General features: G+C 68.3%; 27 protein-coding genes. 17 read left to right on the forward strand and 10 right to left on the reverse strand.

Features of this window, described 5'->3' with window-relative positions:
- Positions 1-14: 14 nt before the first annotated feature.
- Both IEZ09_RS17610 and IEZ09_RS17615 read right to left on the reverse strand, forming a co-directional pair.
- The gene (locus IEZ09_RS17610) at positions 15-335 is read right to left on the reverse strand and encodes a hypothetical protein (RefSeq protein ID WP_189254789.1); all 321 of its coding nucleotides are present in this window, start codon (positions 333-335) and stop codon (positions 15-17) included.
- The gene (locus IEZ09_RS17615) at positions 332-610 is read right to left on the reverse strand and encodes a hypothetical protein (protein ID WP_189254790.1); all 279 of its coding nucleotides are present in this window, start codon (positions 608-610) and stop codon (positions 332-334) included. Before IEZ09_RS17615 ends, IEZ09_RS17610 begins: the two co-directional genes overlap by 4 nt.
- A gap of 217 nt (positions 611-827) precedes the next feature.
- On the opposite strand from IEZ09_RS17615, the gene IEZ09_RS17620 reads away from it, so the two are divergent.
- On the forward strand, positions 828-1,010 hold the full coding sequence (locus IEZ09_RS17620; protein WP_189254791.1) for a hypothetical protein: 183 nt from the start codon (positions 828-830) through the stop codon (positions 1,008-1,010).
- 101 nt (positions 1,011-1,111) lie between these two features.
- On the forward strand, positions 1,112-2,296 hold the full coding sequence (locus IEZ09_RS17625; RefSeq protein WP_189254792.1) for a helix-turn-helix domain-containing protein: 1,185 nt from the start codon (positions 1,112-1,114) through the stop codon (positions 2,294-2,296).
- Here the strand turns inward: IEZ09_RS17625 and IEZ09_RS17630 are convergent.
- Positions 2,287-5,178 (reverse strand): AfsR/SARP family transcriptional regulator, encoded by a 2,892-nt coding sequence (locus tag IEZ09_RS17630; protein WP_229812659.1) that lies wholly within the window; start codon positions 5,176-5,178, stop codon positions 2,287-2,289. The genes IEZ09_RS17625 and IEZ09_RS17630 overlap by 10 nt on opposite strands.
- Before the next feature lie 121 nt (positions 5,179-5,299).
- Between IEZ09_RS17630 and IEZ09_RS17635 the strand changes: the two genes are divergently transcribed.
- Both IEZ09_RS17635 and IEZ09_RS17640 read left to right on the forward strand, forming a co-directional pair.
- Positions 5,300-5,902, forward strand: a complete 603-nt coding sequence (locus IEZ09_RS17635) for a vWA domain-containing protein (protein WP_229812660.1) — start codon at positions 5,300-5,302, stop codon at positions 5,900-5,902.
- Positions 5,903-5,990: 88 nt separating this feature from the next.
- Positions 5,991-6,929 (forward strand): hypothetical protein, encoded by a 939-nt coding sequence (locus IEZ09_RS17640; protein WP_189254794.1) that lies wholly within the window; start codon positions 5,991-5,993, stop codon positions 6,927-6,929.
- Here the strand turns inward: IEZ09_RS17640 and IEZ09_RS17645 are convergent.
- Both IEZ09_RS17645 and IEZ09_RS17650 read right to left on the reverse strand, forming a co-directional pair.
- Positions 6,850-7,326: a PPOX class F420-dependent oxidoreductase gene (locus IEZ09_RS17645; RefSeq protein WP_189254795.1), complete on the reverse strand. Its 477-nt coding sequence runs from the start codon at positions 7,324-7,326 to the stop codon at positions 6,850-6,852. The genes IEZ09_RS17640 and IEZ09_RS17645 overlap by 80 nt on opposite strands.
- A gap of 33 nt (positions 7,327-7,359) precedes the next feature.
- Complete coding sequence (locus IEZ09_RS17650) at positions 7,360-8,304, reverse strand: hypothetical protein (protein ID WP_189254796.1); 945 nt, start codon at positions 8,302-8,304, stop codon at positions 7,360-7,362.
- 325 nt (positions 8,305-8,629) lie between these two features.
- Here IEZ09_RS17650 and IEZ09_RS17655 point away from each other — a divergent pair, with 325 nt between their 5' ends.
- Positions 8,630-9,148 (forward strand): RNA polymerase sigma factor, encoded by a 519-nt coding sequence (locus IEZ09_RS17655; protein ID WP_189254797.1) that lies wholly within the window; start codon positions 8,630-8,632, stop codon positions 9,146-9,148.
- Entirely contained in the window at positions 9,141-9,584 is a 444-nt protein-coding gene (locus tag IEZ09_RS17660) for a hypothetical protein (protein ID WP_189254798.1), read from the forward strand. Before IEZ09_RS17655 ends, IEZ09_RS17660 begins: the two co-directional genes overlap by 8 nt.
- Here IEZ09_RS17660 and IEZ09_RS17665 read toward each other — a convergent pair.
- Positions 9,581-10,102: a hypothetical protein gene (locus IEZ09_RS17665; protein ID WP_189254799.1), complete on the reverse strand. Its 522-nt coding sequence runs from the start codon at positions 10,100-10,102 to the stop codon at positions 9,581-9,583. The two genes, IEZ09_RS17660 and IEZ09_RS17665, sit on opposite strands and share 4 nt — an antisense overlap.
- A gap of 58 nt (positions 10,103-10,160) precedes the next feature.
- Here IEZ09_RS17665 and IEZ09_RS17670 point away from each other — a divergent pair, with 58 nt between their 5' ends.
- From IEZ09_RS17670 to IEZ09_RS17705, 8 genes are all read left to right on the forward strand, one after another.
- A complete protein-coding gene (locus IEZ09_RS17670) occupies positions 10,161-10,670 on the forward strand; it encodes an HAD domain-containing protein (protein ID WP_189254800.1) in 510 nt (169 codons plus the stop codon).
- A gap of 68 nt (positions 10,671-10,738) precedes the next feature.
- Positions 10,739-11,860, forward strand: coding sequence for an ABC transporter substrate-binding protein (locus tag IEZ09_RS17675; protein ID WP_229812661.1), 1,122 nt, complete (start codon positions 10,739-10,741; stop codon positions 11,858-11,860).
- A 71-nt stretch (positions 11,861-11,931) separates the two neighbouring features.
- On the forward strand, positions 11,932-12,771 hold the full coding sequence (locus IEZ09_RS17680; protein WP_229812662.1) for an ABC transporter permease: 840 nt from the start codon (positions 11,932-11,934) through the stop codon (positions 12,769-12,771).
- Positions 12,759-13,541, forward strand: a complete 783-nt coding sequence (locus IEZ09_RS17685; RefSeq protein ID WP_229812663.1) for an ABC transporter permease — start codon at positions 12,759-12,761, stop codon at positions 13,539-13,541. Before IEZ09_RS17680 ends, IEZ09_RS17685 begins: the two co-directional genes overlap by 13 nt.
- A gap of 6 nt (positions 13,542-13,547) precedes the next feature.
- On the forward strand, positions 13,548-14,579 hold the full coding sequence (locus IEZ09_RS17690; protein ID WP_189254802.1) for an ABC transporter ATP-binding protein: 1,032 nt from the start codon (positions 13,548-13,550) through the stop codon (positions 14,577-14,579).
- On the forward strand, positions 14,576-15,685 hold the full coding sequence (locus tag IEZ09_RS17695) for a low temperature requirement protein A (protein ID WP_189254803.1): 1,110 nt from the start codon (positions 14,576-14,578) through the stop codon (positions 15,683-15,685). The genes IEZ09_RS17690 and IEZ09_RS17695 overlap by 4 nt, the downstream gene beginning before the upstream one ends.
- 7 nt (positions 15,686-15,692) lie before the next feature.
- Positions 15,693-16,088, forward strand: a complete 396-nt coding sequence (locus IEZ09_RS17700; RefSeq protein ID WP_189254804.1) for a VOC family protein — start codon at positions 15,693-15,695, stop codon at positions 16,086-16,088.
- Positions 16,089-17,249 carry an MFS transporter gene (locus IEZ09_RS17705; protein WP_189254805.1) on the forward strand — a complete coding sequence of 387 codons (1,161 nt, stop codon included), beginning with the start codon at positions 16,089-16,091 and terminating at the stop codon, positions 17,247-17,249. It abuts the gene before it with no gap.
- Positions 17,250-17,262: 13 nt separating this feature from the next.
- Here the strand turns inward: IEZ09_RS17705 and IEZ09_RS17710 are convergent, their stop codons facing one another.
- The gene (locus tag IEZ09_RS17710) at positions 17,263-18,744 is read right to left on the reverse strand and encodes an LVIVD repeat-containing protein (RefSeq protein ID WP_229812664.1); all 1,482 of its coding nucleotides are present in this window, start codon (positions 18,742-18,744) and stop codon (positions 17,263-17,265) included.
- A gap of 93 nt (positions 18,745-18,837) precedes the next feature.
- Here IEZ09_RS17710 and IEZ09_RS17715 point away from each other — a divergent pair, with 93 nt between their 5' ends.
- Positions 18,838-19,437 carry a DUF305 domain-containing protein gene (locus IEZ09_RS17715; protein WP_189254806.1) on the forward strand — a complete coding sequence of 200 codons (600 nt, stop codon included), beginning with the start codon at positions 18,838-18,840 and terminating at the stop codon, positions 19,435-19,437.
- On the opposite strand, the gene IEZ09_RS17720 is transcribed toward IEZ09_RS17715, so the two are convergent.
- Entirely contained in the window at positions 19,403-21,742 is a 2,340-nt protein-coding gene (locus IEZ09_RS17720; RefSeq protein ID WP_189254807.1) for an ATP-binding protein, read from the reverse strand. The genes IEZ09_RS17715 and IEZ09_RS17720 overlap by 35 nt on opposite strands.
- A 15-nt stretch (positions 21,743-21,757) precedes the next feature.
- The gene (locus tag IEZ09_RS17725; RefSeq protein ID WP_189254808.1) at positions 21,758-22,084 is read right to left on the reverse strand and encodes an antibiotic biosynthesis monooxygenase family protein; all 327 of its coding nucleotides are present in this window, start codon (positions 22,082-22,084) and stop codon (positions 21,758-21,760) included.
- 79 nt (positions 22,085-22,163) lie between these two features.
- On the opposite strand from IEZ09_RS17725, the gene IEZ09_RS17730 reads away from it, so the two are divergent.
- The gene (locus tag IEZ09_RS17730) at positions 22,164-22,754 is read left to right on the forward strand and encodes a TetR/AcrR family transcriptional regulator (RefSeq protein ID WP_189254809.1); all 591 of its coding nucleotides are present in this window, start codon (positions 22,164-22,166) and stop codon (positions 22,752-22,754) included.
- On the opposite strand, the gene IEZ09_RS17735 is transcribed toward IEZ09_RS17730, so the two are convergent.
- Entirely contained in the window at positions 22,747-23,565 is an 819-nt protein-coding gene (locus IEZ09_RS17735) for an SDR family NAD(P)-dependent oxidoreductase (RefSeq protein WP_189254810.1), read from the reverse strand. The genes IEZ09_RS17730 and IEZ09_RS17735 overlap by 8 nt on opposite strands.
- 70 nt (positions 23,566-23,635) lie before the next feature.
- Here IEZ09_RS17735 and IEZ09_RS17740 point away from each other — a divergent pair, with 70 nt between their 5' ends.
- Entirely contained in the window at positions 23,636-24,562 is a 927-nt protein-coding gene (locus IEZ09_RS17740) for a LysR substrate-binding domain-containing protein (protein ID WP_189254811.1), read from the forward strand.
- Positions 24,563-24,607: the final 45 nt, after the last annotated feature.

The following is a 24,607-nucleotide window of genomic DNA, read 5'->3' on the forward strand; positions in this document are numbered from 1 at the left end:
CCGCCCTTTTCGCGTCACGCGGTCAGCATTTCCTCGATCCGTTGGTACAGCGTGGAGAGCGGCTCGGTCGAACCGCCGAGGACGACGAAGTTCACGGTCTCGTCGCGAACCTCCAGCGCGTAGACGGTGTCACCGGAACGTTCGACGCGCACGGCGATCGTGGTGTCGCCCAGGTGCATGGTGCCGGCGAGGTCGCGTCTGGGCGATGCGGCGAGCTGCTCGGCCAGGGTGCGCAGCGTGGACGTCGCGGGTGGCGGCTGCTTGAGCGCTGCCACGACGTCGGCGACGGACACCCGCTCCCTGCCCGCGGTTTCGGCCGCTTCCACCCGGCTCACCAGGCATCCACGAGGCCTTCGTCCGCGCGCAGGAACTGTGGCGGCGCGGGGCTGTCGCCGGTCAGCACCGGCAGCACGTGTTCGTTGCCGTCCACCGCCAGCTCGTCCACAGTGGACACGAACGGCACGAGGTAACGCACCTGTGCCTCGGGCAGATCGTTGCCCTCCAGCACGGTCAGGCCGCGCTGCCGGCACGCTTCAACCACCTCGTCGGCCACGGCGCGCTGTTCCTCGGCGAACGACACGGCGATGTCGTAGGTCGCGGGTTCGATCACTCCAACCTCCTCCTGAAGGACCGGCCGGCCGCCGGTCGCGCGCAGCATCCACGCCGGGTGTTGACCAGAAGTGGATGAGGAGTGGACGTGTTGACCACCTCGGTGGGCAACGGGAAACACCTGTTTTCACGGTTTGTGGAGATGAATCCTCGAAGTAGCCCGCAGAACGGCGGGCGAAATCCCGGAATCAATCGTGATTTCCTTCGGAGGATTCGTCATGTCCAAAATCGTGCCCACTTTCTTCGCCGGTGTCACCACGCTCGTGACCGCACTCGCCGTCGCCGCCGCTGTTTCCGGTGGCGCCACGGCCAACGCGGACGACAACCCGCCGCCGCCCGCCCCGACCACCACGACCACCACGGAAACCCAGGACGGTGGTGGCAACCCGTGGCACGGGTGAGGTAGTCGCCAATTCGCCCTGGCCATTTTTTGTCATGGCCAGGGCGATTGCGGCGAACAGATCCGGATGATGTACTCGGCTGACGGAGCGGGGAGGCAATCGTGGCCGGAACCTTTGGTGAGCTGCTGCGCGAACACCGCATCGCCGCAGGGCTGTCGATGGGGCAGCTGGCGAAGCTGATTCATTACAGCAAGGGCTATCTCAGCAAGATCGAGAACGACGTCAAACCGCCGACGCCCACGGTCGCCCGCCTGTGCGACGGTGTGCTCGACGTCGGTGGCCGGCTGATCGAGGCCGCGCTGCACGAAGCTCCGGGGCTCGGCCGCCGCCAGGTGCTCGTGGCCGGCACGATGCTCGGTGTCGGTGCGCTCGCGGGCAGCGGGCCGCGGCCGGTGCCGGACGAAGAGGTGGTCGCGGGGATGCGCACCTCGTTCGAGAACCTGCGCGGACTGGGCTTGCGGACCAGCCCGATGGTGCTGATGGAACCGCTGAAAGCCTTGCAGCACACGGTGCACGGGATGGCACGCGAGAACGTCGGGCCGGTCGGCACGGGGTTGTTGCGGCTCGCCGCGCGCATCGCCGAGTACACCGGCTGGATGAGCCAGGAGGCCGGCGACGAGCAGGGTGCGCTGTGGTGGACCAGGCACGCGTCGGAGCTGTCACGCGCAGCGGCGGATCCGGACATCGCGAGCTACGCGTTCGTGCGTGAGGCGGGGATCGCGTTCTACCGGCAGGACGCCCGGGGCACGATCAGCCTCGCCCAGCAGGCGCAGTGGATCGGCAGCGCCGGGTCACGCGTTCTCGCGCTCGCCGCACGACGTGAAGCGCAGGGACACGCGCTGGCCGGGGATCGTTACGCCACGGAGAGCGCGTTCGACCGCGCCGCGGGCCTGATGGAACCCGTGCCCGCGGACAGTTCGTACCCTGCGCTCGGCCCCAGTGCGCCCGATCCGCTGGAACTGGCCAGGGGATGGGCGTTGAGCGATCTCGGTCTCAACGCCGAAGCCGCGATCGTGCTGGACCGCCAGCTGGCGCTGGTGCCCGCGACTTCACGCCGAACCAGGGCGCGGTTCGGCACCAGACGGTCACTCGCCCACGCGTTGTCCGGTGACGTCGACCAGAGCTGCCGAGCGCTCGCTGACACGATCGATGACGTGGCACACGTCGACTCGGCCACCGTGCGAACGGATCTGAGGCAACTGGCCAGGACCTTGGGCAGATGGCACAACCACAGCGCGGTGAGGGAGATCTACCCCGACTTGAAACGACTCCTGACTCACCGCTGACCGCACGCACAGGTCAACGCGGCTCGCTCGCCCCGCACCTCATCGGCTTCCGGCTGGTCCAGCTCCGCGAAGACCGCCTCTGCCGCGTCCCAGTGCGCCACCGCCTCGGAGTGCCTGCCCAAAGCGTGCATCGTCCGTGCCACACCGATTTCACCGTGCGACTGGTGGGTGCGGTTGCCCGTGCCGATGGCCACGTCCAGCAGCGTGAGGTACAGGCGCAGCGCTGTCGCCAGGTCGCCGCCGTCGCGGGCCGTCAGCGCCCGGTCGCGCAACAGCCGGGCACGAAGATCCGCGTCGTCGACCTTCTCCGCGCACCTGGCGGCGAGTTCGTGGTGGTGCAACGCTTCACCGAGCCTTCCCGCGAGCCGGTGGGCGTCGGCGATGTTGGTCAGCGCGTAGGCGGCCACGCAGTCGTCGCCGAGCTCGACCGCGATCTCGTGCGCCTCCAGGTGATCCGGGATGGCCTCCTCCAGCATTCCGAGGTGCTGCCGGTTCGCGCCGCGGTTGTTCAACGCGTGCGCCAGTCCTTGCAGGTGGCCGGTCTCCCGCAGCATCTCCACGGCGTCGGAGTGCTGCCGCAGTGCGATTTCATACCTGCGGTGCTGCTCGTTGATGTAACCGAGCATGCTCAACGCGTGCGCCCGGCCACGGAGGTCCCCGCACTGCTCGTACTTCGCCAGGGCCGCCTCGAAGTGCCGCATCGCCTCGTCGTGTGCGCCGAGCTGCATGGCGGAGATGGCGAGCGCACACAACGTCGCGGCCTCACCCGCCACGTCGCCGAGACGGGACCACCTCCGCAGTGCCTGCTCGGCGAAGTCCAGCGCCTTGGCGTGATGACCGAGGCGGTCGTTCGCCGTGGAAAGGCGGAGCAGTACGTGCGCCTGACCGTAGTCGTCGTCCGCACGCACGGACTCGACGGCGTCGATCCAGTCCGCGAACCGGTTCGCCGTGTTGAAGTGCCGCCAGATCAGCGCCGCCAGCCGCCAGGCGTGGCCCTGGTCCGAGTGCCGGATGGCGGCCATCAGGTTGTCGCGCTCGGCGGTGATCCACGCCAACGCCTCGTCCTCGTGCGTGAACCGCAGACCCGGTGAGCTCTCGCGGTTCACCGGCGGCCCGATGGTGCGGTCGAACGGGTAGGCCGTGCTCACCGCGTTCGCCAGCGTGACGAGGTAGAAGTCGAGCAGTCGTGCCAACGCGTCCGCGGGCGGAGGGTCGAGAGCGGCGAACTCCTTGACGGAGTCGAGCATCTGATAGCGCTCCGGTGCCACTTCCTCCAGCAGGCAGACCTCGTGGAGATCGTTGAGCAGCTTGCGGGTGTCGGCGATGTCGCGGCCGATGAGCGCCGCTGCGCCGATGAGATCGACATCGGGTCCTGGGAGGTGCCCGAACAGTCGGAAGACTTGCTGCAACTGGTCGTTGAGCTGGTGATAGGAGGCGTGCACCGCGGCGGTGCCGTCTTCCTGCCACGGCCCGCTTTCGTTCATCAGACCGAGCAGGTGATCGAGTGACCACCGGTCGTGCCGGCGGAACAGCGCGGCCGCGACGTTGATCGGCATCGGCAGGTAGCCGCAGCGCTTGACCAGACCTGCCACGTCGGCTGAGCGGCCGCGGATCCGGAAGGGGTCGGTCAGCGCCTGGAACATGGCCATCGCGTCGTCGCGAGGCAGTGGGGACAGGCGCACGTGCGCGCTGATGTCGGGTTTCCCCATGTGCCTGCTCGTCACGATCGCGAAGCAGCCTTCCGCCTCGGGCAGCAGCCGCTCGACCTGGTCCGGGGATGCGGCGTTGTCCAGCACCACCAGCGTTTTGGTGCCGTAGAGCCGGGACTGGAAGAGCGTGGCCTTGCGGCCGACCGTGTCCGGGATCTGCTCCACCGGCACGCCCAGCTCGACGAGCAGCTGGGTGAGTGCGTCCGACACCGGCATCGCAGCCACGTTCGGCGTGAAACCGTTGAGCCGCAAGAGAATTTGCCCGTCGGGAAACCGGCTGCGGAGCCTGTGCGCGGCTTCGACGGCGAGTCCCGACTTGCCGATGCCGGGCGCACCGCTGATCCAGACCGCGCGGCGCTCACCGGGTGCCGCTGCCGCTGCCTCGATCTCACCGAGTTCCGCCGCCCGCCCGGTGAACGCACGGGGCCGGGAGGGCAGCGAGCTGACCGGCTCGCCGCGCCGGGCGCGTTCCGCGAGGTTGCGCAGCACCGTTCCCGGCTCGACACCGAGATCGGCGAGAGCGCCGGCCGCGGCGTCGAAAACGCGGATGGCGCCGACGCGGTCGCCGCACGCGATCAACGCGCGCATCAGGAGTTCGGAGTACTTCTGGTGGTCCGGTGCGGCGTGGACCGCGCGGCGCATGCGGTCTCTGGCCGATCGGTGATCGCCGACGATCAGCTCCAGCTCGGCGAGGTCGCCGAGCGCGTCGTGGTAGCTCTCGTCCGGCACGATCACCTCGGCTCCGCCGACCCGATCGATGTCGATGTCCTCCAGGAACCTGCCGCGCCACAAGGCGACCGCGGCACGCAGCAGCTCGACCGCCCTGCGGTGGTCGTTGTCCTGCGAGGCTCGCACGGCTTCCGCCCGCAGCCGGTCGAAGCGGACGGCGTCGATCTGGTTCTCGTTGACGCGCAGCACGTAGCCGGTCGGAGTCGTGTCGATCAACGTGTCCGTGGGCTCGAACGCCTTGCGCAGCTTGTTGATGTAGCCGCGCACCAAGGTCCTGCGCTCCGGGTTGTCGGGCCACACGGTCTCAGTGAGCCGTTCAGGTGACACGGGCTTGTTGGCGTGCAGGAGAAGCACGACGAGGATGAAGCGTTGCTGCTGGTCTCCCAAGGGCACGGAGGTGTGCCCGTGCCACGCCTCCAGCGGACCCAGCATCCGGAACTCCACGCCGTCCTCCTCGGTGTCCGAGCTTCTGTCTGGGAGGACTGTCGTGCAAGAGCCCTTTGATGTGTCAACGAATCATCTTTTTGTCCACCTTTGATCAACGCGATTGGGTAACGGTGCTCCCGTGTCACGCCTTGTGCTGAGGGGGAAGCGGATGGTGCCTGATGTGTTGCCGTGCTACGTGGTGTGCGACGTGTCGTTCTCGATGGCCGATCATCTCGACGAGGTGAACGCCGGAGTGCGCGAGTTCCGAGGTGTGGTGCACGCGGATCGTCGTGCGACCCCGCAGATCTGGCTCTGCGTGGTGGTTTTCGCGGAGAACCCGCTGGTGGTGCAGCCGCTGCGGGCAGCCCTCGATCCGGCGGAAGCTATTACACCGCGCCAGGAATCAGGCTCCGACTTCGGTTCGGCGTTCACTCTTCTGCGCGCCACCATCGAGCACGATGTGCGAGGTCTCAAAGCACGACGAATGCGCGTGCGTCGCCCGATGTTGTTCTTCATCTCCGACGGCAGGGCGACCGATCCGGCCTGGCCCGAGGCGTTGTCACAGCTGACCGCTGCGGCGTGGTGCCCAGAGGTGATCGCGTTCGGGATCGGAGCCGTCGATCCGCCGACCCTGCACCGCATCGGCACCTCGAGGGTCTTCCTCGGCCGTGACGGTGTCCGGATCGGCATCGCGCTCGCCTCATCGGTGGCAAGGGCGGTCCTGCGACCGGACCACGTCTGACCGATCCACGGCTTGTCCACTTCTCGTCCACACGCTCGCCGCAACCTGCCTCCGCCGCACGTGAGCGCACAAGGGGAGGAGAACGGAGATGCCGACGACGTACGCGAGACTGGTCCGTGAGCTGAAGACCCTGCGAAAGGGAAGAGGCGTGCACGGGCGGATATGGGACCGCGTCGGGACAGACCTGGCGGCCGCCTGCGGGATCACCAGGGCTGACGGCCCCTCCGCCGCCAGGCAGAAACTGGTCACCAGGCTGACCGAGCTGGTCGAGCAGCTCCCGGACGACCTGCAGTTCGCGGCGCGGGCGGCGTTCGGGCTCATCCCCGAGGTCCGGCACCCGCTCTACCAGGAGCGGGTCAACTGGGTCGCGGCCGAGATCGACCGCGACGCGCGGACCGTCCGGCGACGCGTCGACGAGGCCGTCGAGCAACTGGCCGAACTCGCCGCCACGACCACCCGCCGCGACACCGGCGGCTGGCACACCGCGGAGCTCGCCGTGGCGGTGGCACTCGACCAGGGACAGCCCGAGGTCATCGAGCGCTACCAGGTCGTCGTCGATCAGGACGCGGTGGACCGGCTCGAGTTCGCCGCCGTGTTCCCGGTGCGCCGGCGGGACGTCGACGTGCACCTGCTCTACGGCGGCACGTTGCGGGACCGCTCCGCGACGCATGATCGCCCCGGATTCACGCTTGCGCCGGCAGAACCGCTGGTGCGCGGCAACACCCACGACTTCGCGATCCGGTACCGGCTGCACAGCCGCGACGTGATGCACCCGTGTGTGCTGCACGTGCCCGAACGGCCGTGCGAAGTGTTCGACCTGCGTGTGCGGTTCGAGCACGACCGCAAACGGCTGGTGCGGACGTTCGACGGCGTGCTGCGGCGTTCCGATGCCGAGCCGAGCGGCGTCCAGCACGCGGTGGATCGCGCCGGAGAGATCCACCTGCGGTTCAGTCGTCTGCTGCCCGGCCTGCTGTACGGCGTTCGGTGGGGTGGTTCGGTGGTGTGCTCGGCCCGGCGCGCATCGTGATCCGGCGGGGCTCGTACCAGGTTTCACCCGCCGGTTCACCCGCCATGTTCCACGCCCACGCCGCGGTCGGCGTGATCCGGCTGTAGGTGCCTGGGCCGATCAGGCCCAGGCGTTCCACCGGGTCGTCCGCGATGCCGTAGACGCGGATCGCGCGGGCGATGAAGGGGTCGAACGAGACGAGGTCGTCGATCACCAGCGAGACCTTGCGGCGGCCCGCGGTGATGTTGCGGAACTTGCGGGTGTGCAGGACCTGCGAGCCCACGCCGCCGACCCAGAAGTGGGCGCCGTCGTAGTCGAACGACAGCGGGACCACGTCGGGCTGGCCGTCTTCACCCACCGTCGCCAGCCGGGCCAGCGGTTGTGAGCGCAGGTATGCGATCTCCTCGTCGGTGAACATGCCCCTTATACGAACAGAGGGCCGCGGTTTCGACTACTTGGCGTCGTTGTTGAAGGTGAAGAGGCACCAGCCGTCGGATTCCTTCTTCAGGAAGCCGCCCGCCTTGGTCTCCGCGCCGTTCAGCGTGTACCACATGCGGACCTGGCCGGAGTCCTCTGCTTTCGTGGTGGTCACCTTGTCGTGGAGGCGCAGCTTGCCGCCGTCGGCGATGGCCTTTTCCGCCCACGTGTTGACGGCGCGGGCCGTGGCGCACATGTAGCGGCGGGCAGCGGCGATGTCCTTGTCGTTGACGGCCTTTGCGAACGCCTGCATGCGGCCCGTCGCGCTGTTCGGGTCCGGGTCCGGCGGTGGTTCCTGGGATTCGGAGACCGGGACGAAGCCCATCTCGCAGACGACGTACTTGTTGTCCTCCTCGAACATGGCCAGCACGCCGCGCTGCTTGTCCAGGCCGCTGTCCTTCGGGTACTCGACGGACATGATCGCGACGGTCGCGTCCTTGTTCTCGTCGTTGTAGACGGCGTCGCTGGGCCTGATCTTGCGGACCTCGTCGACCTTGAAGACAGGCTTGACGTCCTCGACCTTGCTCTTCGGGTCGAACGGCTTGATGTCGCGGTAAAGGATCTCCTCGGCGAGCGAGATGTCCTTGTTCTTCGCCTTGGTGCGGCCGTCCTTGCACACCAGCACGTTCACGAACTGCTCGATGTCGCGGCGGTTGAGCGCGTCCTCGACGGCCTTGGCCGCGTTTTCCGGTGTGGACTGGTCCACCGGGGCGCTGGAGGTGGTCGAACGCGACTTCATCCAACCGGGCCAGAGCAGGCCGGTGCCGAGGACGCCGGCGGCGGCCGTCAGGACGACCAGGCCGATCACGATGAAGACCACCGGCGACTTCTTCTTCGGCGGGACCGGCGGCATGCCGGGATAGGGCTGACCCCACTGCGGCTGCTGCGGAGGTCCGTACTGGTAGGGCGGCTGTGTCACAACTGGCAGTTTGGCGGAGCGGGTGACGTGGCGTGGTCGGAACGGGCGGAAGTCCACCTGATGCGTGACCTGCGCGATGTCACAACGAGCGGATAAATCCGCACTCACTGGCAACGAAGGGAGTTGCCGGTGCTGGAGACATTGGTGGCTGGTGCCGTGGTGATACTGGCCGCGGTGACACGGGTGCTGTTGGCGCGTAATCGTAGGTTGGCTGTGGTCGCGCGACACGATGCGTGGGTGGACATGGTGCGCCACCTGCCACCGGGGAGCCGCTTGTCAGGGACCGACGGCCAAATCACGGTTGAGATCGGTCGGGAGAGCAGCGGTGGACGGTGAACCGATCAGACAGATCGAGGCCGCTGCCAACGACCCCGTGCTGGCGGACTTCTCGGCGTTCTATCGGTCTGAGGTCGGAAGAGTGGTCGGGTACGTGGTCAAGATGACCGGGGCGAGCGTGCACGAAGCGGCGGATGCCGCGCAGACCGCGTTGGCACTGGCGTGGGAGCACTGGGATCGCATCACGTATCCGCGTGCCTGGGTGCGTACCGTCGCTGTTCGCGAAGCCCGCCGGAGCCTGGCTGATCAACGCGCTGTTGACGACCGTGCACTGCTACCTCCGGAGGCCATCTTCCTGCCAGGCGCAAAGTGGCAGTTGGTGGTTGCAGCGCTCGCGGCGCTGCCTCTGGCGCAACGCCAGGTTCTCGCCTTGACCGCCGATGGGTTCTCCGATGAGGAGATCGCCAGGGAGCTCCAGACGACTCCGCAGGCAGTTCGGCAAAGCCGTAGCAGGGGCCGGCGACTGCTGAAAGCCGTGCTTGCGAGGAAGGGGTGGAGCTATGAATGATCACGAACTCGACGTACTCCTCTCGTCCGCCGATCGGCAGTTCCAGCTCGAGTTCCTCCGTCGGGCGGACTACCGGCGTGGCGGGCTGAACGCCGTCGTCGGGCAGTCTGCGCCACCCAACGCCGAGCCACTCGAATCGCTGGTCGGTCTGATCGGTCAGGTCTTGGACGATCTCGCGTACATGTCCGGACGTACGGAGTCCGCCATTACTCGCATGTCCTCGGAAGTGCTTGCCGAGCTCCAACAGGAGCTTGAGGAGCGAATGGTCAGTCGAGAGCATGCGTTGGGCCTGGTGGACGCAGCGGGGGACATCCTCGTGACGCTGGGTGTTCGCGATGCCGACACCATGTTGGTGCACGACGGCTTGCGGCGTATCAGAACCGTGGTGGAGCACCTGTTCAAGGAAGCGGAGGACCGCACTTCATGGGTTAGTTAGGCGGCGGGTGGCGGTCCGACGGGTGGCCAGCCCGGTGGTGGCGGCGGGTGGTACAGCGGCTGCTGGGCCTTGCGGCGGCGCGAGCGGCGCACCAGCACCACGATGAGGATGATCAGGCCGGCGACGAGCAGCAGAACCACCACCGCGCCGACGATCAACCACCTGATGAGGGACTTCATCACGTCGGTGTCGTCGTCGGGCTTCTCGGTGACCTGGCGTTCGCCGAACGCGGAGCGCAGGTCGGCCTCCGAGTAATCCTTCCGGGTGCCGTTGAGCGTGATCGTCACGTGGTCCACGTGCTCGGGGTAGGTGTCCCAGACGATCTCCGCCACCTGGTCGGGGCCGGAGCCGGACGCGGTGATCTCGAGCAGGTCCGTGCCGTTGTTGGAGCGGTGGTACAGCGAGACGTTCGTGTAGCCCGCGTCCTGGATGCGGGTCTGCAGCGTCGCCAGGTCGGCGATCGCGGCGCACCCCACCAGCGTGGCGCACAGCAGCACGAACAGGGCGAAACGTCTCATGCCTGGGAGGTTAGGGGCGTTGCGCGCCCCGTGCCCGGGAAACGGCACTCTTGACCTCGTGAAGCCACTCGTCGTGATCGACGTCGACGGTCCGCTCAACCCGTGGGCGGCGAAGCACAAGCCGCCGAACTACCGGCCGTTCGACATCAAGGTCGGCTGGTGGCGCAAGCTCCGCATCTGGCTCGACCCGGAGCACGGTGACCAATTGAGACGATTGGCCGAGGACACGGGCGCCGAGCTCGCCTGGGCCACGAGCTGGGGGCACCGGGCGAACACCGAGATCGGGCCGCGTCTCGGACTGCCGCCGCTCAAGGTGATCGAGTTCCACGACGAGCACGGCTGGAAGTACCCCGCCGTGGCCAGGTACGCCTACGAGCGGCCGCTCGTCTGGTTCGACGACGACTTCGGCCTCCACGCCGCGCGCAGAGTGGAATTCGTCCACAAGCGACGGCACCTGACGACCGCACTCGTCCACGTCGACCCTGGCACCGGGATCACGGCGCAACACCTGAGTGAAGCTCGGAAAGCATTCAGCGGCAACCCCGGCGGCACCGAGAATTCACCGTAGGAGTCGAGAAGGTCTCAACCGGCGCGGCTGGCTTGACAACGAAAGCAGTCCGCGCGAATCCTCCGCCTGTGCTGAAGCGAGGGAACGTCACCACGAAACTCATTGGTGTCGGCGCGTTGGTGCTGGCGGTGGCCGCCTGCGGTGCCCCGCCCGCCAAGGAGACGCAGACCGGTGCTGCCGGGACCGCCAAGTCGGCGAGCGAGCTCGGCGGCATGGACAAGCTGGTCGAGGCCGCCAAGAAGGAGGGCAAGCTCAACGTCATCGCGCTGCCCCCGGACTGGGCGAACTACGGCGAGATCATCAAGGCGTTCGAGGCCAAGTACGGCATCAAGGTCGACTCGGCGCAGCCGGACGCGTCCAGCCAGGAAGAGATCAACGCCGCCAAGCAGCTCAAGGGCAACGATCGCGCGCCGGACGTGTTCGACCTCGGGCTGAACGTGGCACTGGCCAACAAGGACCTCTTCGCGCCGTACAAGGTCAGCACCTGGGACGACATCCCCGCTGAGCTCAAGGACGCGGACGGCCTCTACTACGGCGACTACGGCGGCTTCATGTCGATCGGCTACGACGCCGCCAAGGTGCCGGCTCCGACGAGCGTGAAGGACCTGCTCAAGCCCGAGTACAAGGGCAAGGTCGCGCTCAACGGCGACCCGACGCAGGCCGGTGCCGCGTTCTCCGGCGTCATGATGGCGTCGCTGGGCAACGGCGGTTCCGCCGACGACATCGCGCCCGGTGTCGAGTTCTTCAAGCAGCTCAAGCAGGCGGGCAACTTCCAGCCGGTCGACCCGTCGCCCGCGACGATCGAGTCGGGCCAGACGCCCGTCGTGATCGACTGGGACTACACCAACGCCGCCCAGACCGAGAAGCTCAAGGGCAAGATGGACTGGAAGGTCGTCGTCCCGGCCGAGGCGCAGATCGGCGCCTACTACAACCAGGCCATCAGCAAGGACGCGCCGCACCCCGCGGCCGCGCGCCTGTGGCAGGAGTTCCTCTACTCCGACGAGGGCCAGAACCTCTACCTGAAGGGCATGTCCCGCCCGGTGCGCCTGGACAAGATGGGCGACAAGGCGGACAAGGCGGCGAAGGACAAGCTGCCCAAGACCGAGGGCAAGCAGGTGTTCCAGACGCAGGCGCAGGCCGACAAGGCCAAGGCCGTCCTGACCGCGACCTGGGCACAGGCCATCGGATGACGAGTGTCGCTCCCGTAGCGGCAGCCCCCGGCGGTTCCACCAGGAAAGGTGGGGCCGCCGGTCGGCCATCTGTGGCCGCGTGGCTCGTCGCGGTGCCGTTCCTCGCGTTCGTCGGCACCTTCCTCGTCTACCCCACGGTCCTCGTTCTCCTCGGCGCCTTCCAGGACTCCAACGGCGCGTTCACGCTCGAGAACCTCACGACCCTGTTCAAGGGCGTGTACTTCGACTCGTTCGTGCGCAGCATCGAGCTGTCCGCGCTCACCGCGCTGATCGGCGCGATCTTCGGCGCGCTGCTCACGTGGGCGATCTCGGTCGGCAACCCGGACGGGATGCTGCGCCGGATCGTCGTCGCCGGATCCGGTGTGCTCGCCCAGTTCGGTGGTGTGCCGCTCGCGTTCGCGTTCCTCGCGACGGTCGGCTTCGAGGGGCTCGTCACGAAGTTCCTGCGTGACAACGTTGGCATCGACCTGTTCGCGGGCAGCGCGTGGCTGTTCGAGCTGCCCGGCCTGACGCTGGTCTACACGTTCTTCCAGATCCCGTTGATGGTCATCGTGTTCCTGCCGGCGCTGGACGGACTGCGTCCACAGTGGCGTGAGGCGAACGCGAGCCTGGGCGGCACCAGCTGGACGTACTGGCGGCACGTCGGCGGCCCGATCCTCACGCCGCCGTTCCTCGGTGCGCTGCTCCTGTTGTTCGCCAACGCTTTCAGCGCCTACGCCACGGCCGCCGCGCTCGTGTCGCAGGGCAGCCCGATCGTGCCGCTGCAGATCCGCGGCTTCCTCACCGGCGAGGTCGTGCTCGGCCAGGAGAACCTGGGCAAGGCACTGGGCCTGGGCATGGTGATCGTCGTCAGCATCGCGATGGGCGTGAACGTGCTGCTGCAGCGGAGGGTGGCCAAGTGGGTTCGCTAGTGAAGCAGCGCGTTCTGCGCACGGTCGTCCTGCTGATCCTCGGCGTCTACTTCATCCTGCCGCTGATCGCGATGGCGGAGTTCTCCACGCGGGGCAAGAACAACACGCGCAGCTTCGAGTCGTGGACGGCGATCGTCGACGACGACGGGCTGATGGAAGCGCTCACCAACTCGTTGCTGCTGTCGGTCACGAGCGCGCTGTTGATGCTGGTGCTGCTCGTGCCGACGATGGCGTGGATCCGGCTGCGGCTCCCGCAGTTGCAGCGGCTCGTCGAGTTCCTGTGCCTGCTGCCGCTCGCGATTCCCGCGATCGTGCTTGTCGTCGGCATGGCGCCGCTCTACGCGTGGGTGAACTATTTCCTCGGTGACTCGCCGCTGACGCTCACGTTCGCGTACACGATCCTGGTGCTGCCGTTCGCGTACCGCGCGGTCGACGCCGGACTCGCCGCGATCGACCTGAAGACGCTCGCGGAAGCCGCGCGCAGCCTCGGCGCGTCGTGGTTCACGGTGCTGTGGAAGGTCGTCGTGCCGAACATTCGCGTCGCGCTCATCGGTGCGTCGCTGCTGAGCGTCGCGTTGGTGCTCGGCGAGTTCACCATCGCGTCGCTGCTCAACTTCGACACGCTGCAGGTGCAGGTCAACCTGCTCGGCAAGCGCAACGCGGGTGTGTCGATCGCGGTGTCGTTGCTGAGCCTGCTCTTCGCGTTCGTCCTTCTGTTCGCACTTTCCTACGTCGGCCAGCGGCGCCGTCAGACCGTGGTCGAGGAGTAACAACACATGGGTCACCTGGAACTCAAGGGGCTGCGCAAGTCCTTCGGCGGCAACGTCGCGCTGGACGGCCTCGACCTCGACCTGGCCGAGGGCGAGCTGGTCAGCTTGCTCGGTCCGTCGGGCTGCGGCAAGACGACGGCGCTGCGCATCGTCGCGGGCTTCGAGACAGCCGACTCCGGCACGGTCACCGTGGGCGGCAAGGACATCACGAAGGTCCCGGCCAACAAGCGGGACATGGGCATGGTCTTCCAGGCCTACAGCCTCTTCCCGAACATGACGGCGGCGCAGAACGTCGCGTTCGGGCTGAAGCTGCGCAAGGGCGACACCAAACGGACCGGCGAACTGCTGGAACTGGTCGGCCTCGCCCACCTCGGTGGTCGCTACCCGCACCAGATGTCGGGTGGTCAGCAGCAACGGGTCGCGCTCGCGCGCGCTCTCGCGATCCAGCCGCGCGTGCTGCTGCTGGACGAGCCGCTGTCCGCACTGGACGCCAAGGTCCGCGTGAACCTGCGCGACGAGATCCGCCGCATCCAGACGGAGCTCGGCATGACGACGCTGTTCGTCACGCACGACCAGGAAGAAGCGCTCGCCGTGTCCGACCGGGTCGGCGTCATGTCGCACGGCCGGTTGGAGCAGCTGGACACCCCGTCGGTGGTGTACCGCGAACCGAAGACGGCGTTCGTGGCGCAGTTCGTCGGCGTCACGAACTCGGTGGAGGGCAAGGCGGAGGGCCAGACCGTCGTCATCAACGGCGTCACGGTCCCGGCGGAGCACGACCAGCCGTCCGGCAGCGACGTGCGGATCATCGTGCGGCCCGAGGACATCGGCGTTTCCGCGCACGAGGGCGACGCGAATGGCAAGATCGTCGGAGACGTGCTGACCCAGTCGTTCCTCGGGCCGGTCACGCGGATCTCGGTCAGGGTCGGCGAGCAGGTGCTGCGCGTGGACCAGCCGTCCAACGCCGCGGCCGCCTACCAGCCGGGAACGCGGGTGGCGCTCGACCTCAGCGAGTCACGGATCATGGTGGTGCCCGGATGATCAGAAAGCTCCTCGCGCGCGACACGGCGGAGGCCCACCGGGTCGCGACGCCGTTGGAGCTGTTGTTCGACCTGAGCTTCGTGGTGGCGGTCGCCCAGGCCGCCGCCGGGCTCCACCACGCCGTCGTCGAGAACCACGCGGGGGCCGGTCTGCTGGCCTTCTGCATGGCGTTCTTCGCGTTGTGGTTGCCGTGGCTCAACTTCACGTGGTTCGCCAGCGCGTTCGACAACGACGACACGCTGTACCGGATCATCACGATGTTCCAGATCGCCGGAGTGCTCGTCATCGCGGCGGGCATCCCGGCGGTGTTCGAGCGTCAGGACTACCGGATCGTCGTCGGCGGTTACGTGGTCATCCGGCTCGCCATGGTCGCGCACTGGTTGCGGGCGTCGCTGGACAACCCCTCGCACCAGAGCTGCGCCCGCCGGTACGCCGCCGGTATCGCCGGCATGCAGGTGCTCTGGGTGCTGTGGGTGCTCCTCGTGCCGCCGAGCCTGCACCTGCCGCTGTGGGTCCTCGGCATGATCGGCGAGCTGCTGGTACCGGTGTGGGCCGAGCGTGCCGCGGCCACGAGCTGGCACCCGCACCACATCGCGGAACGGCACGGGCTCTTCACGCTGATCGTGCTCGGCGAGTCCATCCTGTCGACCACGACGGCGTTCCAGAAGGGCTTCGACAGCGGCGTCAACCTGATCTCGCTCGCCGCGGCGTCGCTGATCATCGTGTTCTCGATCTGGTGGATCTACTTCGAGGCGCCGACGCACCTGCACAACATGAGGAAGGCGTTCCTCTGGGGCTACGCGCACCTGCTGATCCTCGGTTCGATCGCCGCGCTCGGTGCCGGTCTCGCGGCCAGCGTCGACTACGACCTGCACCTCGCGCACGCGCCGGGCACGACGGTCGCCGCGTTCACGACGGTGCCGCTCGCGGTCTTCTTCCTGTGCGTCTGGTACGTGCAGGACTGCCCCGGCCAGGCCGGTCTGCGCAAGTACCTGTTGCCGCTGGGCTCGGCCGCCGCGGTCGCTGCGACGTTCGGACCAGCGCCGATCCACGTCACGGCGGGGATCGCGGCGGCTGTCGTGGTCCTCACACGGCTGGTGCGATGATCAGTGCATGACCGGTGTTCGTGAACTCCGCCTAGTCGTCACCGCCGCCGACTACGACGAGGCGCTGCGCTTCTACCGCGACGTGCTCGGCCTCGAGGAACGGGCGGCGTTCGCGTCCGACGGCGGGCGGGTCACGATCCTGGAAGCCGGCCGCGCCACGCTGGAGATCACCGACCCGCCGCACGCCGAGTTCATCGACTCCGTCGAGGTCGGCAAGCGGGTCGCCGGGCACATCCGGGTCGCGTTCGAGGTCGAGGACTCCGCCGCGACGACGAGGAAGCTGGAAGCCGCGGGGGCCGAGGTGATCGCGGAACCCACCCGCACACCGTGGAACTCGCTCAACGCCAGGCTGTCCGCCCCCGCCGGGCTGCAGCTGACCCTGTTCCAGGAGCTGGGCGAGTAGATGACGATCTCCGCTGCCGGCTATCGCGATCTCGCCAACCGGGACGTGCTGGCCTGCGCCGTCGTGACCGTGGCGGCGAAGTTACCGATGTCCATGACGCCGCTGATGATGGTGTTCCTGACCAGGAACCTGCCCGGCGGCTACGTGCTCGCGGCGTCGTTGACGGCCGTGTACGTGCTGGGGGAGATCCTCGGCGCGGCGTTGCTCGGCCTGCTGCTCGACCCGTCCCGGATGCGCGGCCAGCTCGCCGCCGGGCTCGTCGTCGGTGCCGGGGCCTTCACGACGCTCGCGTTGACGACCAACGTGACGGTGCTGGTGGTCGCGGCGTTCATCGCGGGTGCCGGGCCGTCGACGACACCGGGCGGGCTGCGGGCGATGCTGCTCGGGCTGGTGCCGGACGCGTTGGTGCCCAAGGCGATGGGCTTCGACGCCATGATCACGCAGGTGGTGTGGGCGGTGGCGCCCGCGCTGGTCACGGTGCTGGCGTTGAGCGTCGACCGCCGTGCGCCCGTGGTGGTCTCGGTGTCGTTGATCGTCGTGGCGGCCTGGCTGGTGTTCATCCTGCCGCGCGGGCACGTGACGTCCCGTTCCGGCACGGCGAAGGCTCGGGTGGTCGCGTCGGCGTGGCCGATCTACCTGGTGAGCGCGGCGGCGCTGGCGCAGCTCGCGGTCGCGGAACTGGTGCTGCCCGCGTTGCTGGAGCACCGGGGGATCGGCATCGGCTGGACGGGGCCGCTGCTCACGGGTTTCGCGGCGTGCAGTGCGCTGGGCGCGGTGCTGTACGGGCTGCGGCCGTGGCCGGGATCGTTGCGCGCCCAGGGACTCGTGCTCCTGGTGATCACCGCGACCTGCGTCGGCGCGGTGGCGTTGTTCCCGAACCTGCCGGGCATCGCGGGTGCGTTGCTCGCGGCCGGGTTGTTCCAGTCCGGTGTGCTGGTGACGCGGAGTCTGGCGTTGCGCGAACGGCTTCCGGTCGGCGCGCACGCGGCCGGGTTCTCGATGATGTACGCGGTGACCGGTGCAGGCTACGGCCTGACCGCCGTCGTCGCCGCGTGGGCGATGGATGTCGGCTCGCCGATCTGGGCGGTTTTCGGTGGTGTGGCGGTGACTCTGGTCCTGACAGCAGTCAGCGCGGCTGCCGAGCGTCGGCAGCCGCGCTGATCAAGGCCTCTGTCTACCCGCGGTAGAAGTTGCCCTGGGTCTGCACGTTCAGCTCGTCCGTGCGGAAGAACTTCGCCACGAACGTTCGCGGGTCGCGCATGTCGATGACGTCGAAGCCGCGGCCCATCTCCGAGGAGTAGATGTAGCCGTTGTACCAGTACGTCGACCACGTGCCGCCGCCAGCGCCGCCGGACATCGGGCCGTACTCGAAGAAGCCGATCTCACGCGGCTTGCTCGAGTTCGTGAAGTCCCACACCGAGACGCCGCCCTGGTACCAGGACTGGACCATGATGTCCTTGCCGGGAACCGGGATCAGCGAACCGTTGTGCGCGACGCAGTTCTCCGTGTCGGCCTGCATGCGCGGGATCTTGTAGTAGGACTTGAAGACCAGCTTGCGGTCCTTGCCCTTGCCCACGATGTCGTAGATGCCGTTGGCACCACGCGTCGGGCCGATCTTCTCGTTGCAGGTCGCGGCGCCACCGCCACCGAGCTCGTCGGTGAAGACGACCTTGGTGCCGTTGTTGTTGAACGTCGCCGAGTGCCAGAACGCGAAGTGCGCGTCGTCCTGGACCCGGTTGATCTCCACCAGGTTCTCCCGGTCGGAGATGTCCCACAGCACGCCGTCACCCATGCACGCGCCGGCCGCGAGGTCGAGCTGCGGGTAGACGGTGATGTCGTGGCAGCCGGACGTCGCCGTGGTGTAGCCGGTCTCGATGGTGCCGGTACGGCCCTTGTTGCCGCCGTCCGGGAAGAGCACCGGCGCCTTGAGCAGCGACGCCTGGGCCGGGTTCTTCACGGGAACCTTGACGATCGAGATCTTGTCGTGCGGCGGCTGGCAGTCCGGGAACGTGGCGTTCGGCGAGTAGGACGAGACGTAGAGGTAGACGCTCTTGCGGTCCTTGGCCGGCACCAGCGTGTGGGTGTGCGAACCGCAGTCGGTCTCGACGGCCGCGACGTACTTCGGCGCGCTCTTGTCGCTGATGTCGAAGACCTTGATGCCCTCCCACGACTCCTTGATCGAGGCGGGCTGCGAGACGCTGTTGCAGGAGTTGTCGCTGCGGGACGAGTCGGTCGACAGGAACAGCAGGTTCCCGTACACCGAGACGTCGTTCTGCGAGCCGGGGCAGAGGACCTGGCTCTTGACGGTCGGCTTCTTCGGGTTGCGGATGTCGTAGATCGTGAAGCCGTTGTAGTTGCCGACGAACGCGTAGTTGTCCTGGAACGCGATGTCGGTCTGGGTCGAGTCGAGCGGCGCCTGCTTGTCCAGGTGCCCGACCCGGACCATGTTGCGGCTGCGGCTGATCTCGTTCTCGCCGGGGATGCCGGTGACACCCTCGGCCTGCGCTTCGAGCTGAGCCTCCGTCAGACCCGCACCGTCGGCGGGAAGGTCGGGCTCGGCGAACGCGGGTGCCGTCAACGTTGACAGCGTCAGCGCGAGCGCCCCCAGAATCGCCAACGGCGCTCTGCGCCGCTGGGCCGTTGCGCGTGAAGTCACAGCGTGTACCCCCTCAGTACGGGTTGGTGAGGGGGAGTATGACCCTTTCGCCTTGCTAAGGGCCAGCGTCTTTCGGAGGGTATTGTGCGGGTCATGCGTTCTGGGGTCGCGGTGATTGCGCTGGTACTGGCGTTGGCAGGCTGCACGTCCGAACCTCCGGCCGCGCCGATCATCGCGCCGGACACGCCCGGCGGTTCGGCGTCGACCATCTCGCCGTCGGACGCCTCCAGGGCCGTCCCTGCGCCGCCGAACGACGCGGACCGCCAGTACGTGGCGATGATGATCGTCCACCACGAGCAGGCGCTCGCGATGACGCGTTTCGCGCCGGACCGCGCCGAGAACGCGACGGTGAAAGGCCTGGCAGACCGCATCCGGTACAGCCAGGAGCCCGAGATCGGCGCCATGAAGCAGTGGCAGCGCACCTTCAACGCCATCGGCACGCACGGCGATCACGGATCGATGCCGGGCATGGCGACGCAGGACCAGCTGAACGCGCTGGGCGCGGCGCGCGGCAAGGACTTCGACCGGATGTTCCTCGAGCTGATGATCAAGCACCACGAGGGTGCGATCACGATGGCCACGGACGTGAAGAGTGCCGGGGTCAACGTCCAGGTCGAGGAGATGGCGGACGACGTGATCGCCGTCCAGACCGACGAGATCAACCGGATGAAGGCCCTGCTGTCCACTCTGTGAGACGGCCGCGGGCCTTGGCGACGTCGGCGTGGCCCAGGCGTTCGTAGATGTCGAGCGCCTCCTGCCACACCTGCCGCGCCTCGGTGATCTGGCCGGTCGCCAGGTAGGTGTCGCCGAGGTTCACCAGGGTCGTGGCGACCTCGAACTGCTCACCGATCGCGGAGAAGACCCGCAGCGACTCCCGGTAGTGGGTGATCGCGCCGGCGAAGTCGCCGACGTGGTGCAGGTTGTAGGCGATGCTGTCGAGGGTGCTGGCCTCGCCGAGCCGGTCGCCGCCGGTGCGGTGCATCGCCAATGCGCGCCTGCAGTGGTCGAGTGCTTCCTCGTGTTGTCCGAGGATGCCGTGGAACCAGCCGACCTGGTTCATCGCTCCGGCGCGTTCGGTCTCGGTCGCGGCCAGCGCCATGGCGTGCCGGCCGTGATCCAACGCCCGGTCGAGTTCGCCCGCGTCTTCGTAGAACCCGGCAAGACTGCGATGAATACGGGCCTGACCGTCGGTGAGACCGCGCCGTTCGTACAACCTCAGCGCCGCGTGCAGATGTGCGATTCGCGTCTCGGAGTCGCTCAGCCGGTAGCAGGCGTGCGCGAGGATGTGGTGCACGCGTGCTGCGGCGTGCTCGTCGCCGAGACGTTGCGCGGCAGCGAGCGCGACACGCAACACACTGAGCCACTCGTGCCAGCGTCCGGACCGGTCCATGTGGACGGTCAGGCACCACGGAAGCTGCCATGCGTGGTGGTCGAAACGCGTGTCGGCGGCCACCGCGCTCAACGCGATCATCACGTCGATCTCGTCGGCGAACCACTTACTGCTCGCGTCGTCGCCGTGCAGGCGTTCCGCGGCGACACCGGCGACCGGCGGTGCGATCGCGAGAGGCTGGCGGTGGCTGTTCAGTTCGGCGTCCGCGGCGAACGCGCTGTGCAGGTAGTGGTCGAGCAACCTGTGCAGGCCCTCTCGTCCTTCCGCCTCACCGACCAGGCTGCGGGCGTACGCGCGGACGAGGTCGTGCAGTTCGAAGCGTCCGTTCGCCGTCTCCGTCACGAGGTTGGCGGCGACCAGCTCGGCCAACGGGGGGTCGCCTGCCGCGAGGCTCCGGGCGGCCGCCGCGGACACGTCCGGGCCGGGATGCACGCCCAGCAGTCGGAAGAGACGTTGTGCGGCACCGGAAAGCCGTTGGTAGGACCAGTCGAACACGGAGCGGACGCTGGTCGTCTCCTCGCCGGTGTCGAGGAAGCTGAGCACGTTGTCGCTCGCGAAGTCGTCGGCGAGCGCGGTGAGCGAGTGCTGCGGGTCGGCGCGGGCGGCCACGATCGCGAGTGCCAGCGGCAGGCCGCCGCACCGCGCGGCGAGCCGGGAGAGCGCCTGGGGTTCCGCCGTGGCGCGGGCACCGATCCGGTGGATCAGCACCTGTCGTGCCTCCGCCGGGCTGAGCACGTCGATCCCCAGCCGGGTGGTGCCGGCGAGGTCGTCCATCCGGTTGCGGCTGGTGATCACCACGCGGCAGGACGGGTCGTCGGGGAGCAGCGGCCGGACCTGGTCGGCGTCGCGGGCGTTGTCGAGCAGGAGCAGCATGTTCTTGCCGCGCAACAACGTCCGGTAGAGCTCCTCCTGCTCGTCGGTGCCGATGGGCATGCTGTCGGGCGGAACGCCGAGTGCGCTCAGGAAGCTCCGGATGGTGTCCTCGGGACGCGCCGGTGCGGTCGGTCCGAAGCCCCGCAGGTTCACGTGCAGCTGTCCGGCGGGGAAGTCGGCCTCGTTCGCCCACTGCACCGCGAGGGTCGTCTTGCCGGCGCCGCCCGCTCCGCTGAGCAGCGTGATCGGGCCGGACTCGCGCAGCGCGGCGAGTTCGCGGTCCCGGCCGGCGAACTGGGGCAGTGGCGCGGGGATCTGGCGCGGCACCGGCACGAGCGCCTCGGCCGCCCTGCGTTCCAGGTTCAGCTTTTCCGCTGCCGCGCTGACGGCGTGGATGCCTTCGAACGCGTCGCCACGCCACAACGTGAGTGCTTCGGCGTTCCTGCCCTGGTCGCGCAGGGCGCGGAAGTCCAGCAGGTCCGAGCTGGTGACGTGGGCGAGGTAGCCGGTCTCGTAGGTGTGGATGCAGTTGACGCCGCCGAGCGCCCGCCGCAGTCTGCTGATCGCGGTGCGCAGGGCCTGCGTGTCACCGAGTTCGTGCAGGGGGACGACCTCGTTCGCGTTGGCGACGAGGATCGCCAGCAGGTCGCGGCTCCGCCCGGCTGGCAGCGCGATCGGCTGTCCGTCGACCTCGACCACGAACGGGCCGAGCAGCAGGAAGCGGATGTCCCCCATGTGGGGGAGTATCGCCTACTCGGTGCGCTGCTGCGGCAGCACCATGTCCTCGGCGTGCTGGAACGTCTCGACGGCGTTGCCCGTGACGTGCCGGGCGATGCCGCGGTTGCGCTTGTGCGCCTCGCGGAACGAGTCGGAGGCGACCCAGGCGCGGAAGTGCTCCTCGGACTCGAACTCGTTGACCGACACGTACGGCTGGTCGTCGCGCGTCGGCTTGAGCAGCGTGCTGCGGAGCAGGCCGGGAACGCCGGGCAGGAACGTGCGCATGTTGCTGCGGAAGTGGGCCTCGAACTCCTCCGCCCGCTCGGCGGGGACGAAGAGGCGGTTCGTCGCGATGAACATGGACCCTCCTTGATTCCGACGCTCTGTCGGGAACTATTCCAACACACCGTCGGGAAATCAAGCGCGATACGATCCGGGTGTGCCGAGGATCAGCGCAGACACCGTGGCCGAGCACCGCGCCAACCGGTTGCGCGCCCTGCTGGACGCCGGGCGCGAGATCGTGGCGACCGAGGGGGCGGAGTCGCTGACGCTCGCGTCGCTCGCCAGGCGGGTGGGACTGTCCCGGCCGAGCCTCTACGAGTACTTCCGGTCGCGCGAGGAATTGGTCGCCGCGATCGTGTCGGACGCGCTGCCCGAGTGGGCGGACAAGCTCGAGGACGCCGTCAACAGCGCCTCGTCCGTGCCGGAGAAGATCGAGGCGTACCTGCGCACCGAGCTGGCGATCATCACCGATGGCAGCCACGGCGCCGTGGTCGCGCTCTCCGCGCACGCGTTGCCGGACACGTCGCGCGAGCAGATCAGGGCCGAGCACGAACGGTTGCTGGCGCCGCTGGTCGGCGTCTTCCAGACCGCCGGGGTGCAGCGCGCACAGCTGCGGGCGATGCTCGTGCACGCCATGGTCGAGGCGACGTCACGGATGATCACGCCGGGTCGCAACGAGCACAACGAGGCGGTCATCCAGACGTTGCTCGACCAGGTCGTGCACGGGCTGGATCAGCGCATCAGCTGAACGGGATCACCTCTCCGTCGCGGATCAGCTCGCCGTACTGCTCGGGTTTCACCGGATCGAGTGCGAGGTCCAGCACCGCTGTTGCGGCCTGTGCCGGTGTGGGCGCGGTGCTGACGTCCCACCACAGCGCGGACGTGGGTGTGTTGATCATCCCTGGGCACACGGAGGCGATCAGGATCCCGCGTCGTGCGTCCTCCTCACGGCGTTGGTGTGCGAGTACGCGCACGGCGGCTACCTGGCCGATCTTCGACGGGATGTTGACGAAGGCGGGCCACGCGCTGACGCGGCGGTCCTTCACGGCGTCGCGCCAACGGGCGATCTGTTCGTCGATCTCGTCCAGTGTGGACGGTGTGGTGAACCGTTCGTGCAGAACCGGTGCCAGGTGGTGGAGCGTGCCGAGCGAGCTGGCGACGACGAGGAGCTTGCCGTTGTCCCGCAACAGAGGTGCGAACGCTCGCAGCAGCCTCGTCGTGCCGAAGTTGTTCACCTGGGTGTAGTGGTCGATGATCTCGCGCGGCTCGTCGTCGGGGCCCACGCGCATGACGGCGTTGCCGATGACGATGTCGATGCCGCCGTGGCGTTCCTCGATCTGGTCGGCGAGTTGTTGCGCCGCACGGGGATCCGCGACGTCGAACAGTTCGCCGCGGACCCTCGCGCCGCCGCCGGGCATGGACCTGACGGCGGTCATGACGCGGTTCGCGTCGCGGCCGGTGAGGTAGACGGTGTCGGTGGGTTCGAGGCGTTGCGCGAGCCCTTCCACCAGGGCGAGGCCGAGGCCCTGCGTGGCGCCGGTGATGAGTGCGACTGTCACGCCTCGACGCTAGGCCCGTTCCAGGCATGCGAGTAGCGAAAGAATCTCAACCGGGGTATGCGTGGATGTCATGGCCTTCACCGATGCGTCGCTGGTCGCCCTGCGGGTGTTCCGCGAGGTGGCCGAGCGCGGGACGCTGACCGCGGCGGCCGCCGCGCTGGGCTACACGCAGTCCGCCGTGTCGCGGCAGATCGCGGCGCTGGAACGGGCGGCCGGTGCCGCGTTGCTGGAGCGGCGGCACGACGGGGTGCGGCTCACCGCGGCCGGGCGGCTCGTGCTGCGGCACGCGGCGGCCGTGGTCGATCAGGTCGACGCCGCGGCGCGGGAGCTGGCCGGGCTGCCTTCTGAGGACGAGAGCACGGTTCGGCTCGGGTGGTTCGCGACTGCTGGGGCGTGGCTGGTTCCGCAGGCGTTGGTGTCGTTGGGGCGTTCTCATCCGTCGATCACCGTTGTCACCCGCGAGAGCAGTACGCCGGCGTTGGTGCGTGCGTTGCGGGCGGGCACGTTGGACGTTGCGTTGATCGCGTCGTTGCCGCCGTTTCGTGCGCCTGATGATGAGACGCCCGCACTGGAGGCCGAGGCTCTCGTCGAACGCAGTTTGCAGGTCGCGCTTCCTGCTTCGCATCCGTTGGCGCGCAACGACTTCATCGACATCGCTGATCTGCGCGGGCATCGGTGGATCGCCGGACCCGGCGACCAGCTGGTGATGGGCGTGTGGCCGGGGCTGGACGAACGGCCGCGGGTCGCCCACACCGCCCGTGACTGGCTGGCGAAGCTGCAGCTGGTCGCCGCGGGGCTGGGCATCACGACCGTTCCCGCCGGGCTCGTGGCGGTGGTGCCTGCCGGGGTGCGGGTCCTGCCGGTGCGGGGCGGGCCTTCCGAGCAGCGGCGGATCCTGCTCGCGCGGCTGCCGGGGCCGATGCCGGAGCCGGTGGCGCGGTTGGCGGCGGCGTTGCGTGCCGCGGTTGTGGAGTCGTGGCATCAACCGATCGGTTGATGGGGGTGTCGCTGCTCGATCGATGATCTCCGGCTCGGACTCTCC

Source organism: Lentzea flava (genome assembly GCF_014648475.1).
Lineage (GTDB): Bacteria > Actinomycetota > Actinomycetes > Mycobacteriales > Pseudonocardiaceae > Lentzea > Lentzea flava.